This is a genomic window from Candidatus Pantoea gossypiicola (assembly GCF_008632075.1).
Taxonomy (GTDB): Bacteria; Pseudomonadota; Gammaproteobacteria; order Enterobacterales; family Enterobacteriaceae; genus Pantoea; species Pantoea gossypiicola.
Genome location: NZ_VWVM01000014.1, coordinates 62,580 through 76,668 on the forward strand (window position 1 = coordinate 62,580; position 14,089 = coordinate 76,668).

Below are 14,089 nucleotides of genomic sequence, written 5' to 3' on the forward strand. Positions count from 1 at the left end.
TGCTTATCGGTTGTAGTTGGTGCTGTTAGGTTGCTGTTAATACAGTTAGGATATGCGCCATTATCATTAACGCCCGGGGCATGCAATTTTCATCCTGACTGGCTGAGCTAAACCTGTTGTTGACGTTGATAGATGGCTTATCAAAATATGATTTCGTACAACGGTTCAGCGCGGCCCGCCGCTCTCGATGATGGAGAACGCCATACCGCTGTACGCCCTGTTTTCAATTTGTTGGCAAATTTTAGGTAGCTAAACATGCAGACCCCGCACATTCTTATCGTTGAAGACGAACTGGTCACGCGTAATACCCTCAAAAGCATTTTTGAGGCGGAAGGTTATGTGGTGTACGAGGCGACTGATGGTGCTGAAATGCATCAGGTGCTGACCGACAATGACGTTAACCTGGTCATCATGGACATCAACCTGCCCGGCAAAAACGGCCTGTTGCTGGCCCGTGAACTGCGTGAGCAGGCCAATGTCGCCCTGATGTTCCTGACCGGACGTGACAACGAAGTCGATAAAATTCTCGGTCTGGAAATTGGCGCTGACGACTACATCACCAAACCGTTTAACCCGCGTGAGCTGACGATTCGTGCCCGCAACCTGCTGTCGCGCACCATGAACCTGGCGATGCCAGGTGAAGAGCGCCGTCAGGTTGAGAGTTATAAATTTAACGGTTGGGAGCTGGATATCAACAGCCGCTCACTGATCAACCCGAACGGCGAGCACTACAAATTGCCACGCAGTGAGTTCCGCGCCATGCTGCACTTCTGCGAAAACCCAGGCAAAATTCAGACCCGTGCCGACCTGCTGAAAAAAATGACCGGTCGCGACCTTAAGCCGCACGATCGCACCGTTGATGTCACCATCCGTCGTATCCGCAAGCATTTCGAATCTACGCCGGACACGCCTGAGATCATCGCCACCATCCATGGTGAAGGTTATCGCTTCTGTGGTGATCTGCAGGATTAATCAGCTTTAAGATGCAATAAATAAAAAACGCCCCTGCGGGCGTTTTTTTTGCCCTCAATACAGCAGTTTAATCAGTGCCACGGCATAATCGGCACGGCGCTGAGCGCATTTTTCGGTGAGCCGTCGACCACTTTATCGGAGTAGGTCAGATAGACCAGAGCATTGCGCTTTTTGTCGAAGAAGCGTACAACCTGCAACTTCTTAAAGATTAGAGAGGTACGCTGGCGGAAGACCACTTCGCCCTCCGCTTTGCCCTGCGCAATTTTATCACTCAGTTCGACCGGACCGACCTGCTGACAGGAAATCGCGGCATCAGAGGTATCTTCTGCCAGCCCCAGTCCGCCTTTAATACCGCCGGTCTTCGCCCGGCTGATATAACAGGTTACATTTTTAACGTCCGGGTCATCGAATGCTTCAACAATGATTTTGTGGTCAGGCCCGAATATCTTGAACACCGTATCAACAGAGCCAATCTGTTCGGCAAGCAGCGGGCCGGAAAAGGTCAGCGTGGTCAGCGCAGCGATCATAAGACGCGTTATTGTCATGGAGTTACCATTGCAAATGGAATAGATGAGAATGTAATGTACTGTCAATCGAATTAATGACCAAACTAAAACGGGTTAAAGCCCGTACTGATTTAGCACAACCTTCCCCGGAAAACGGCCCACGTCTTTTGAGCAATGAGTGCTAATATTCTTCGAATGCGTTTAGCTGCACCACCAGAGTATGAGGATGTTTTATGGACCAAGCCGGTATCATTCGCGATTTGCTTGTCTGGCTGGAGAGCCATCTGGATCAACCCCTTTCACTGGACAATGTTGCCCAGAAAGCCGGTTACTCTAAATGGCATTTACAAAGGATGTTCAAGGACGTAACCGGTCACGCAATAGGTGCCTATATCCGTGCGCGTCGTCTGTCGAAAGCGGCTGTCGCGTTGCGCCTGACCAGTCGCCCGATTCTGGACATCGCACTGCAGTATCGTTTTGATTCACAGCAAACTTTTACTCGCGCATTCAAAAAGCAGTTTGCTCAGACACCGGCCTGGTATCGTCGCGCTTCCGACTGGAACTCATTCGGTATTCGTCCCCCGATTCGGCTGGACGATGAGACGCAGCCAGAACCCACTTTCGTTACCCTGCCGGAAACGGTATTGGTAGGACAAACCCAGAACTACACCTGTATTCTGGAGCAGATTTCCAGCTATCGCGACGAGATGCGAATTCACTTCTGGAAGCAGTTCCTGCTGGAAACGGACACGGTTCCGCCGGTGCTGTATGGCCTTCATCAGGTGCGTGCCAGCCAGGAGAAAGATGATGAGCAGGAGATTCTCTACACTACGGCGGTGCCTGCTGACAGCGCGGTAAACCTGCACTCCGGCCAGAGTGTTATTCTGGAAGCGGGCGATTACGTGCAGTTCACCTACACCGGCCCGCGCGTCAATCTGCAGGAGTTTATCCTGCTGCTCTACGGCACCTGCATGCCAACGCTGGGACTGACCCGTCGTCAGGGACAGGACATCGAACGCTTTTATACTCATGGTGGTAAAAAGCGTAGCGAGCCACCGACTGAGATCCGGTGCGAATATCTGATCCCTATTCGCCGCCAGCCCGTCGCCAGCTAAGGTGAACGCTGCCGTCATCAGACGGCAGCGTTCACGACATCAGCGTTGCAGCTCGTCGAGCGCAGGCGCATCAAGATGGGAAATATCCCCCGCCGTCTCCACAATCCACCCTTCTGCCAGCCAGGCACTCTGCTGATAATCGACACGAGAGATTGAGCAGTTACGCAGTCGCAGGCGACGTTCCGCATACGCGGGCAGACCGAGAATCGTACTGACCAGCGATCCCAGCGCCATACCGTGACTCACCAGCAGCGGACGGCTTCCGGCAGGCAGTTCGAGGCAGGCATTCAGCGCAGCGTGCATGCGGGTCGCCATCTCCGTCATCGACTCGCCTTCTGGAATACGACCACCTTCGGTGCCGTTGACCAGCGTGGCGCGCCACTGCTCTTCCTCCGCCGTTAAGCCATCCAGCGGACGCTTCTCCAGCACGCCCATATTCAGTTCACGCAGCCGCGGATCCAGCGTCACTGCGCATCCGCACGCGTCCGCAATAATCTCCGCGGTACGGCGCGTACGCCCCAGATCGCTGGCAATCACGTGCGTGATGCCCAGATGTTTGACGCGCTCACCCACCTGATAAGCCTGTTGCTCACCTTTTTCCGTCAGCGGACTGTCGGATTGCCCCTGAATGCGGCGTTCCGCATTCCATACCGTTTCACCGTGACGAACAAGATAGACCTGTAGCATGTTAGTTTCCGTTATACTGCGACAAAAATCGTCTCAGAGCCTGCCCCATCAGGCGTCATTGTTGCAGGCAGTCTGGACACGGAGCGCGCGGAATAACCCGGCGTACACGGAGTACGCGAGGATCGTGGCACTGCTCAGGTTCAGACCAGCCCGTAAAATCGCCTGATGGCCAGGCTCTTAATCACCTGAGGGTTCAATCAATTATGTACCATGTTGTCGCAGCCACAACCAACCCAGCGAAGATTCACGCGATTGCTCAGGCTTTCAGCGACGTTTTCGGCGAGGGATCCTGCCATATTGAAGGGGTCGAGGTCGATAGCGGCGTAGCAGCACAACCGTTAACCCATCTGGAAACGCGAACAGGCGCACGTCAGCGTGTGATGAATGCCCGCCAGGTCCGGCCTGAAGCGGCGTTCTGGGTGGCGATTGAGGCAGGCATCGAAGATGACACCGCATTTGCCTGGATGGTGGTGGAGAACCAGAAGCAGCGCGGTGAATCGCGCTCGGCCAGTTTTACCCTGCCGCCAGTCGTGCTGGCAGGCCTGCGCGAAGGCCGTGAGCTGGGCGAAGAGATGGCGCGCTTAACCGGCATCGATAATATCAAACACCAGGGGGGTGCTATCGGTGCGTTCACCAACGGCCTGCTCAGCCGCTCCAGTGTCTATCATCAGGCACTGATTCTGGCGCTCTGCCCGTTCGTCCATCCGCTCTATCAGCAGTAATCAGACACGTCCCAGATGCGCTTCCAGCCAGCGTTTCAGCTCTGGCGGCGCCTCTTTCAGGCTGTTAGAGCCGCGGGTAATCGTCGCGATGCCGACGCCGAGTTCATTTTTCAGCTCACGCTGGCTCATTTCGCCGTTCATCAACTCTTCGATAATCCGCAGTCGGGTGCCGAATGCTTCCCGCTCATCAGACGTCATCATCAGTTGCATCAGTGGCAAGGCATGACCATCGGCAAAGGCCTGCTGCATCAGCACGACAAAGCGTTGCCAGCTATCTTCTGGGGGATGCGCATCGGTAGAAGGGGAATCAGAATGGGTCATGAAGAGGCTTCCGTACTCACTAAAGAGTACGGAAGCTTAGCACAGCTAGTAACGGCGATTCCACTCAGCATCTGACAGGATCTTGTCAGGCTTACCCATGAAGTGACGATAGTAGGCGTCATACGCCAGCACATTCTTCACGTAGCCGCGCGTTTCAGAGAACGGAATGGTCTCAATAAACGCGACGGCGTCGAGATTACCTGCACTGGTTTTCTGCCAGCTTCGCACCCGGCCCGGACCGGCGTTATAGGCCGCGGAGGCGAAAATCCGGTTCTGGTTAAACTGCTGATAGACATACTCCAGATACTGGGTGCCGATCTGGATATTGGTTTCCGGATCCAGCAGCTGGCTGGTGTTGCTGTAGCCTGGAATGTTGTACATCTTCACGGTATGCGCCGCCGTGGCCGGCATAATCTGCATCAGACCGCTGGCACCGACCGGGGATCGCGCTTTCGGGTTCCAGGCGCTTTCCTGACGCGAAATCGCCATCGCATAGCTCGGCGGGATCTGTTTAACCTCGGTGTTACGCTCATAGACGCTCTGCCACGCCAGCGGGAAACGCTCTTTCAGGCTGTCCCACATTTTGGCGGTGATGGTCGCCTGTACGCTGAGATCCCACCAGTCCTGCTCATTGGCGTAACGCGCCAGCATCTGCTGCTGCGAGTGGCTGCGGCTGGCAATCAGATTGCTCCATTCGCTGCGTGCCAGATTATCCAGCCCCCAGTACATCAGTTCGCGCACGCGGGCCAGCTCTGGTCCCTGCACCGTGGCACTGTCAGGCTTCGGCGCGTCATCGACCTGCAATGGGTAGTCAACGCCGAGCCGCTGGGCGGCCACCATCGGATAGAAGCCACGCGCCTGCATCAGCTTGCGCAGGATCTCTTCCGCTTCCTCTTTGCGATCTTTCTCAAACAGCAGATCAGCCTGCCAGTACTGCCACTCATCTTTCTCTTTGGCTTCCAGCGGCAGACGGGCGATCCAGGTGTTCAGACCGCGTCTGTCGTGCTGAGAAAGCGCCAGACGCACCCGGCGTTCCACCAGCGCGGTCGACTCACTGTTCATCACCACCGCATCGCGCCAGCGCGCCTGCTCAGAGGTGAGATCGCTGCCCATCATGCGCCAGACCACAATCTCTTTCAGCGCCTGCTCATCTTCCGGTCCCATCTTCTGCGCCCGGACCAGTATCGGAATCAGGCTGCGGGCATTTTCCATATCCTGCCGCGCCACGCGCGTAAAGGCGTAAATCGTGGCCTGACGGGTGAAGTCGGTTGGCCCGACGGCGCTGGCAAAGGTGCTGACCGTTAACGGATCCTGTTGCAGGGACTGTATCGCGTCAGACATGGTCTGATAGTCAGCAGGTAACGTCTTCGCCAGATAATTCACCAGGCTGTCGTTGCCCGCTTTCATGGCCAGCCGGATACGTTCCAGGATGGTAATAGGCGAAACCTGACCGGAAGCCTGCCAGACCGAGAAGAGCTTATCGCAGTCGGCGGGCAGCGCCGTGCCGCGTAGCCAGATCTGCTTCGCGCCATCAAACGCGGCCTGCTGCTGACCCGTGGCCCATTTAGCGTAATACCAGTTACAGCGTGCCTGTACCGGCTTGGGTTCGGTTGGGCTGAAGTTCAGCACGCCCTGCCAGTCCTGACGCCAGGCCAGCACGTTGATAAAGCGGGTACTGAGCGAGCGTGCGGGTGGCAACGTCGGATACTGGCGGATAAAGTTCTGCACGGCCAGGGTAGTTTCCTGATCGAGATCCTGTGCCAGCAGGCGATATTGCAGATAAGGATAGAGCGGATAATCCTGGAGCGTCGGCAACAGCTGATCCACGGTCGCCATCTGGTTACTGTCCCAGGCCTGTTTAATTTGTTGATAACGTTGCCGTTGTTGATCCAGCGAATCGGCCCATGCGCTGCTGGCCGAACCGACCAGACAGATCCCTATCATCCAGTTACGCCACTTCACCACGTAAATCTCCTCTGTTGCTGGGCGCTGGCGAGTTGCCAGACAGTCTTTTATGCTAACCGGGCCACCGGACTCTTGCCATGTTCTTCACAAAATTTACGCACCCGGACATTAAACGCACCGTCATCGCACAGCATACGCGCCGTCATTGTGCAAATTATCATCAGAAAATCTTATCACTGAACGCATTAAACTGTTAAATCATCGTCTTAAAAAGTGGCACATCCTTTGCTCTGTTGAATCCCATCTTGTATACCAGCTGGAATTCTTCATATGACTTCAACCCTCGGCCTGACCCTTCCCGCCTGGCAGCAGCGCTATCAACATGCTCCGCAACAGATAACCTCACTGCTGACTGCACACCTGGCAGCACTCGACACCAACGATAATGCCTGGATCTATCTCGCGACACCGGATCAGTTAGCGGATCAGTTAGCGGCACAGATTGCGCCACTGCTGGCGGCCTATGAGCGCGATCCCGGCTCGCTGCCGCTGTTTGGTGTGCCCTTTGCGGTCAAAGACAACGTTGATGTGGCGGGCTGGCCCACCAGCGCCGCCTGCCCTGCCTTTACCTATACCGCCAGCGAAGACGCGGTCGCCGTCGCCCGACTGAAAGCCGCTGGCGCAGTCGTCATCGGCAAAACCAACCTCGATCAGTTCGCGACCGGTCTGGTGGGCACCCGCTCGCCTTATGGTGCGGTCAGTAACACCTTTGATGCTGATTATGTCAGTGGCGGCTCCAGCTCCGGCTCGGCATCCGTGCTGGCGCGCGGGCTGGTCGCCTTTTCACTGGGCACCGATACCGCCGGTTCAGGCCGCGTGCCAGCAGGCTTTAACAATATAGTCGGACTCAAGCCGACCAAAGGCTGGTTCTCTGCGCGCGGCGTGGTGCCCGCCTGTCGCCTCAACGACACCCTTTCGGTGTTTGCGCTGACGGCAGAAGATGCGTTTAGCGTCGCCAGCGTCATGGGAGGTTATGATGCCGGTGACGCCTATTCGCGCGTAAATCCGCGCACCGCCCCGGCCAGCCTGCCGGTTCATCCCCATTTTGCTGTACCTTTGAACCCGGAATTTTTTGATGATGCTGCAGCCAAAGCAGCCTGGGATCAGGCGCTGGAGGCATTGCAGACGGGCGGCGCAACGCTGCACCCCATCGACTTCACCCCGTTCAGCAAGCTGGCTGAACAGCTCTATTACGGTGCCTGGGTCGCCGAACGCACGGCGGCGGTGGGCGGGATGCTCGATCGTCCGGCGGAGATGGACCCGGTGGTGCATGAGATCGTCGCCAGCGGCCTGAAATACAGCGCGGTTGATGCTTATAAGGCGGAGTATCTGCGGGCGGAGCTGACGCGCCAGATACACCAGACGCTGGCACAGTTTGATGCGCTGGTGGTGCCCACCTCGCCCACCATCCATACCCTTGAGGAGATGAAGCAGGAGCCGATTCTCTACAACTCGCATTTCGGCACCTATACCAACTTCACCAATCTTGCCGACCTCTCTGCGCTGGCGCTGCCCGGCCCGTTCCGCAACGACGATCTCCCGGCGGGTATCACGCTGATTGCACCTGCCTGGCACGATCGGGCGCTGGCGGAATTTGGTCTTCGCTGGCAGCAGCAGCTCGCTCTGCCGCTGGGCGCGACCGGCCAGCCCTTCCCGGCCCGGCGCACTTCTCTACCCGTTTCGCCCGACCACGTCCGGCTGGCGGTCGTGGGCGCGCATCTGACCGGCATGCCGCTTAATTTCCAGCTCACTGAACGCAAGGCCGTCTGGGTCGAAGAAACGCAGACCGCGCCACACTATCGCCTCTTCGCCCTGCTGGAAGGCGCGATCAAAAAGCCCGGCCTGATGCGTGACGAACAGGGCGCTGCGATCACCGTTGAACTGTGGGATATCCCGGTCGCGCGTTTTGGCGAGTTTGTGGCGGAGATCCCCGCCCCACTGGGTATCGGCAACCTGACGCTGACCGATGGCCGGGTGGTAAAAGGCTTTATCTGCGAAGGCTCGGCGCTGAAGAGCGCGCTGGAGATTACTGAAACGGGCGGCTGGCGCAACTGGCTGGCATCACAGGGGAGTCACTGATCATGTTCACCACCGTACTGATTGCCAACCGCGGCGAAATTGCCTGTCGCGCCATCCGAACCCTGAAACGCCTCGGCGTGAAAAGCGTCGCGATCTACTCCGACGCTGACCGCAACGCGCAGCACGTTAAGCAGGCCGATATCGCTATCGCGCTGGGTGGCGACAAAGCCAGCGACAGCTATCTGCGTATCGACAAAATTCTGGCAGCGGCGCGGCAAAGTGGCGCGCAGGCGATCTGGCCGGGCTACGGTTTTCTATCTGAAAGCCAGTCGTTTGCTGACGCCTGCGACGCGGCGGGCATCGCCTTTGTTGGCCCTACCGCGCAGCAGATTGGTGAGTTCGGCCTGAAACACCGCGCCCGTGAGCTGGCAGCCAGTGCAGGTGTCCCAATGACACCTGGTACACCGCTGCTCGCCTCGCTGGAAGAGGCGTTACAGGCCGCCGATAACATTGGCTATCCGGTAATGCTGAAAAGCACGGCGGGCGGCGGCGGTATTGGCCTGACGCGCTGCGCCGACGCCGGTGCGCTCGCCAGCGCCTGGGAGAGCGTGCGCCGTCTGGGCGAGCAGTTCTTCAGTGATGCAGGCGTGTTTCTGGAGCGCTGTATCGATCGCGCCCGCCACGTTGAAGTGCAGATTTTTGGTGACGGCACCGGTACCGTGGTGGCGCTGGGCGAACGCGACTGCTCCCTGCAGCGCCGCAATCAGAAGGTGGTGGAAGAGACGCCTGCACCCGGGCTGTCGCAGGCGACGCGTGACGCCCTGCTCGCCTCAGCGGTACGGCTCGGTGAGCTGGTCAACTACCGCAGCGCAGGCACCGTGGAGTATATCTACGACGTTGACCAGCAGGCCTTTTACTTTCTTGAAGTGAACACCCGTCTGCAGGTGGAGCATCCGGTTACCGAATGTGTCACCGGACTCGATCTGGTGGAGTGCATGCTGCAGGTGGCGGCGGGCGATGCGGTGGACTGGTCACGTCTGCAGGAGTCGCCACAGGGATCGGCCATTGAGGTGCGGCTCTACGCAGAAGATCCGCTGAAGAACTTTCAGCCCAGCCCCGGCCTGCTCACTGGCGTCACCTTTCCTGACGGCGTTCGGGTCGACAGCGGCATCGAAACCGGCAGTGAGGTCTCCAGCTTCTACGATCCGATTATCGCCAAGCTGATTGTCCATGCCGACACCCGCGATGCGGCGCTGGAAAAGCTGCATCAGGCGCTGGATGCCACGCAGTTGCATGGCATTGCAACCAACCTCGACTATCTGCGCCAGATTACCAGCAGCGACGCGTTTCGCAGTGGCAACGTCTGGACGCGCTATCTCGACAGCGTCGTCCCTGCCGCCTCCGTGGTGGAAGTGCTGCAACCCGGCACCTTCAGTTCGGTTCAGGACTATCCGGGCCGCCTCGGCTACTGGGATATCGGCGTGCCGCCTTCCGGCCCGATGGATGATTTCGCGTTCCGGCTCGCGAACCGCATCGTTGGTAACCATGAATCAGCCGCAGGCCTGGAATTTACTCTGCAGGGACCGACGCTGCGCTTCCACTGTGATGCTATTCTGGCGCTGACCGGCGCAGACTGCGACGCGCAGCTTGATGGTGAACCGGTCAGCTACTGGCAGCCGCTGGCCGTGAAAGCGGGACAGACGCTGACGATGGGACGCGCGCGGCAGGGCTGCCGCAGCTATCTGGCGGTACGCAACGGCTTCGACGTGCCGGAGTATCTGGGCAGCCGCAGCACCTTTTCACTGGGACAGTTTGGCGGTCACGCCGGACGTACCCTGCGCGTGGCCGATATGCTGGCGATCTCACGGCCTGAACGGGCAGCCTGCACCACGCCTGCTCCGGTCAGCGACCCGCAGCCGCTCGATGCGGCGCTGATTCCCCACTACGGCACCGAATGGTGCATCGGCGTGCTCTACGGCCCGCACGGCGCACCAGACTTCTTCACCCAGGCCGCCATCGATGAGTTCTTTGCCAGTGACTGGCAGGTGCACTACAACTCCAATCGCCTCGGCGTGCGGCTGGTTGGTCCGAAACCGACCTGGACCCGCGCCAACGGCGGCGAAGCGGGCCTGCACCCCTCCAACGTTCATGACTGTGAATATGCGATCGGCGCGGTCAATTTCACCGGCGACTTCCCGGTGATCCTGACGCACGACGGCCCGAGCCTGGGCGGCTTTGTCTGTCCGGTGACCATCGCTAAAGCCGAGCTGTGGAAAGTGGGCCAGGTTAAACCTGGCGACACCATCCGTTTCCACCCGATTACGGCAGACGATGCGCTGGCGCGGGAAAAAGCGCAGATGCATCTGATTGAAACCCTGCGGCCTGAACATCCACCGACCTTTGCCGTGCCGTCGCTGGCCGAAACCGCCTACGGCTCCGCCACGATTCTGGCCGCCATCGAAGCCACCGGCAGTACGCCAAAGGTGGTCTATCGCCAGGCGGGCGACAAATATGTGCTGATTGAGTATGGCGACAACGTGCTGGATCTGGCGCTGCGCCTGCGCGTACACCTGCTGATGAATGCACTGACGGCGCAGGCGGAGCCAGGCGTCGAGGAGCTGTCGCCAGGTGTGCGCTCACTGCAGGTGCGCTACGACAGCCGCATCATTCATCAGTCCGCCCTGATGTCGCTGCTGCTGAGGCTTGAAGCGACGCTGGGCGATGTCAGCACGCTGAAAGTCCCGTCGCGCGTGGTGTGGATGCCGATGGCATTTGAAGACAGCGCCACGCTGGGAGCCGTCAGCCGCTATCAGGAGACGGTGCGCGCCAGCGCCCCCTGGCTGCCTAACAACGTGGACTTTATCCAGCGCATTAACGGCCTGAGCAGCCGCGATGAGGTGCGTGACACTCTGTTCGACGCCAGCTATCTGGTACTGGGCCTGGGCGATGTCTACCTCGGCGCGCCCTGCGCCGTGCCGATCGATCCTCGCCATCGCCTGCTGAGTTCTAAATACAGTCCGGCACGCACCTTTACCGCCGAAGGCACCGTCGGCATCGGCGGCATGTACATGTGCATCTACGGCATGGATTCACCCGGCGGCTATCAGCTGGTGGGCCGCACGCTGCCCATCTGGAACACCTTCCTGAAAAACCCGCAGTTTGCGCCCGATGCGCCGTGGCTGCTGCGCTTCTTCGATCAGGTGCGCTTCTATCCTGTGAGTGAAACCGAACTGAACCAGTTGCGCGACGATTTCCGCGAAGGCCGTGCCAGCCTGCGTATTGAAGAGACGCAGTTTGATTTTGCTGCCCACCAGCAGTTCCTCGCCGACCACGCCGCTGAGATTGCCGCGTTCCGCCAGCGCCAGTCCACCGCCTTTGAACAGGAAGTTCAGCTCTGGGCGCAGGAAGAACAGAGCGCACCAGAGGCGGATGAGGCACAAGCCAGCGTCAGCGACAAGGATGATGCCGGGCTGGCGGTGCAGGCGGACCTCAATGGCAACATCTGGAAAGTTCTGGTCCAGCCGGGCGACGCGGTCAGCGCGGGACAGACGCTGATTATCGTCGAGGCGATGAAGATGGAACTGGCGATTGTCGCGCCGCAAGCCGGTCGGATAACGCGCATTGTCTGCCAGGCGGGCCGTCCGGTCAGTCCTGGCGATAACCTGCTGTGGCTGGAATAAGGAGCGGCAATGACAACGCAACCTCAATCTCCCAAAGCGCGCCCGGAAGCGCTGGCTGAACGGGTCTATCAGGCGCTGAAGGCCGATATTTTCGCTTTTCGCCTGATGCCGGGTGACCGCTTCAGCGAAAGCGAAATCGCCGGGCGGATGGCGGTCAGCCGCACGCCGGTGCGCCAGGCGCTGTTCCGGCTGGAGCGCGAAGGCTTTGTTGAAGTCTGGTTCCGCAGCGGCTGGCAGATCAAAAACTTCGATTTTGCCTGGTTCGAATCGCTGTATGACCTGCGCACCGTACTGGAATGCGAGGCGGTAAAACGCCTCTGCGCTCTGCCCGCGCCGCAGTGTGCCGCGCTGTTAAGCGAACTAAACCAGTTCTGGTGTGAGGCAGAGGCGCTCACCGAGGGTCTGGTGGTGTCGCAGCACGATGAGGCGTTTCACATGACGCTGGTCGCGGCAGCGGGCAATCCGGAGATGGCGCGCATTCACGCCGAACTCACAGAGAAAATCCGCATTATTCGCCGGCTCGACTTCACCCGCGATGACCGCGTCTGGGCCACTTATCAGGAGCATGCAGAGATTTTACAGGCGATTTTTCAGCAACAGACCACCGAGGCGCAACGCATCCTGACCGAACACATCGCCGTCAGTAAGGCAGAGGTCAGGAAGATCACCCTGCACCGCCTCCAGCAGGCACGGCTCCAGCTTACCGAATAACATGACAACAACTCAGGGGTTTAAATGATGAAAAGACGTTCGTTGATCAAGGCTTTCGCGCTCTCCGCCACCGTTGTCAGTCTGGGTTTCGCCTGGAGTGCGCAGGCGGCTGACACCATCAAAGTGGGGATCATGCACTCGCTCTCCGGCACCATGGCGATTTCTGAAACGCCGCTGAAAGATGTGGCGCTGATGACCATTGATGAGATCAACGCCAAAGGCGGCGTGCTGGGGAAAAAGCTGGAGCCGGTGGTGGTCGATCCCGCCTCAAACTGGCCGCTGTTTGCCGAGAAAGCGCGGCAGTTGCTGACCCAGGATAAAGCGGCAGTGGTGTTTGGCTGCTGGACCTCGGTGTCACGCAAATCGGTGCTGCCGGTGTTTGAAGAGCTGAACGGCCTGCTGTTCTATCCGGTGCAGTATGAAGGGGAAGAGATGTCACCCAACGTCTTCTACACCGGCGCTGCGCCTAACCAGCAGGCGATTCCGGCGGTGGAATACCTGATGAGCGAAGATGGCGGCAGCGCGAAACGCTTCTTCCTGCTGGGCACCGACTACGTCTATCCGCGCACCACCAACAAAATCCTGCGCGCCTTCCTCCACAGCAAAGGCGTGGCGGACAAAGATATCGAAGAGGTCTACACGCCGTTTGGTTACAGCGACTACCAGACCATTGTCTCCAACATCAAAAAATTCGCGGCAGGCGGTAAAACCGCGGTGGTCTCGACCATCAACGGCGACTCCAACGTACCGTTCTACAAAGAGCTGGCGAATCAGGGCATCAAAGCCACTGAAATTCCGGTGGTCGCCTTCTCAGTGGGCGAAGAGGAACTGCGCGGCATCGACACCAAACCACTGGTGGGTCAGTTAGCCGCCTGGAACTATTTCGAGTCGATCGATAATCCGACCAACGCGAAGTTCGTCGCCGATTACCGCGCCTACGCCAAAGCACATAACCTGCCGAATGCGGCTACCGTCGTCACCAACGACCCGATGGAAGCGACTTATGTTGGCATCCATATGTGGGCGCAGGCGGTGGAAAAAGCGGGCACAACCGATGTGGACAAAGTGCGGGCAGCGATGGCCGGTCAGACCTTTAAAGCGCCGGATGGCTTTACCCTGACCATGGATCAGACCAACCATCATCTGCATAAGCCGGTCATGATTGGCGAAGTGGAAGAGAACGGCCAGTTCAGCGTGGTGTGGCAGACCGATAAGCCGGTGCGCGCGCAGCCGTGGAGCCCGTACATTGCCGGTAACGACAAAAAGCCCGATCACCCGGTGAAGACCGCGCAGTAAGCGCGCGTTGCTGATGAGAAAGCGTCACCCGCTGTGACGCAGCAGCACGGTAGCGGTTATCCGGCTGCCGTGCTGACCTCCCCAAACGAGGCTCC

At 58.7% G+C, this 14,089-nt stretch carries 11 protein-coding genes; 7 read left to right on the forward strand and 4 right to left on the reverse strand.

Going from position 1 to position 14,089, the window contains the following annotated elements:
* The first annotated feature begins 255 nt into the window (after positions 1-255).
* Positions 256-972, forward strand: a complete 717-nt coding sequence (gene arcA / locus F3I20_RS17120) for a two-component system response regulator ArcA (protein WP_010253677.1) — start codon at positions 256-258, stop codon at positions 970-972.
* Positions 973-1,043: 71 nt separating this feature from the next.
* Here arcA and creA read toward each other — a convergent pair whose 3' ends face one another.
* On the reverse strand, positions 1,044-1,517 hold the full coding sequence (creA, locus tag F3I20_RS17125; protein ID WP_150037629.1) for a protein CreA: 474 nt from the start codon (positions 1,515-1,517) through the stop codon (positions 1,044-1,046).
* 194 nt (positions 1,518-1,711) lie between these two features.
* On the opposite strand from creA, the gene robA reads away from it, so the two are divergent.
* A complete protein-coding gene (robA, locus tag F3I20_RS17130) occupies positions 1,712-2,593 on the forward strand; it encodes an MDR efflux pump AcrAB transcriptional activator RobA (RefSeq protein ID WP_150010913.1) in 882 nt (293 codons plus the stop codon).
* Positions 2,594-2,632: 39 nt separating this feature from the next.
* Here robA and gpmB read toward each other — a convergent pair whose 3' ends face one another.
* Positions 2,633-3,280 carry a 2,3-diphosphoglycerate-dependent phosphoglycerate mutase GpmB gene (gene gpmB / locus F3I20_RS17135; RefSeq protein WP_033731471.1) on the reverse strand — a complete coding sequence of 216 codons (648 nt, stop codon included), beginning with the start codon at positions 3,278-3,280 and terminating at the stop codon, positions 2,633-2,635.
* A 203-nt stretch (positions 3,281-3,483) separates the two neighbouring features.
* Here gpmB and yjjX point away from each other — a divergent pair, with 203 nt between their 5' ends.
* Positions 3,484-4,002, forward strand: a complete 519-nt coding sequence (gene yjjX / locus F3I20_RS17140) for an inosine/xanthosine triphosphatase (protein WP_013356706.1) — start codon at positions 3,484-3,486, stop codon at positions 4,000-4,002.
* On the opposite strand, the gene trpR is transcribed toward yjjX, so the two are convergent.
* Together trpR and sltY are read right to left on the reverse strand one after the other, a co-directional pair.
* A complete protein-coding gene (gene trpR, locus F3I20_RS17145; RefSeq protein ID WP_150010917.1) occupies positions 4,003-4,323 on the reverse strand; it encodes a trp operon repressor in 321 nt (106 codons plus the stop codon).
* A gap of 45 nt (positions 4,324-4,368) precedes the next feature.
* Complete coding sequence (gene sltY / locus F3I20_RS17150) at positions 4,369-6,288, reverse strand: murein transglycosylase (RefSeq protein WP_150010919.1); 1,920 nt, start codon at positions 6,286-6,288, stop codon at positions 4,369-4,371.
* Between the two features lie 270 nt (positions 6,289-6,558).
* Between sltY and atzF the strand changes: the two genes are divergently transcribed.
* From atzF to urtA, 4 genes are read left to right on the forward strand one after another with little or no spacing between them, the layout of a single operon-like run.
* Positions 6,559-8,367 carry an allophanate hydrolase gene (gene atzF, locus F3I20_RS17155; protein ID WP_150037628.1) on the forward strand — a complete coding sequence of 603 codons (1,809 nt, stop codon included), beginning with the start codon at positions 6,559-6,561 and terminating at the stop codon, positions 8,365-8,367.
* A 2-nt stretch (positions 8,368-8,369) separates the two neighbouring features.
* Complete coding sequence (gene uca / locus F3I20_RS17160) at positions 8,370-11,987, forward strand: urea carboxylase (protein ID WP_150037627.1); 3,618 nt, start codon at positions 8,370-8,372, stop codon at positions 11,985-11,987.
* Between the two features lie 9 nt (positions 11,988-11,996).
* On the forward strand, positions 11,997-12,698 hold the full coding sequence (locus F3I20_RS17165) for a GntR family transcriptional regulator (protein ID WP_150037626.1): 702 nt from the start codon (positions 11,997-11,999) through the stop codon (positions 12,696-12,698).
* A 27-nt stretch (positions 12,699-12,725) separates the two neighbouring features.
* Positions 12,726-13,994, forward strand: coding sequence for an urea ABC transporter substrate-binding protein (gene urtA, locus F3I20_RS17170; RefSeq protein ID WP_150037676.1), 1,269 nt, complete (start codon positions 12,726-12,728; stop codon positions 13,992-13,994).
* Positions 13,995-14,089 lie beyond the last annotated feature (95 nt).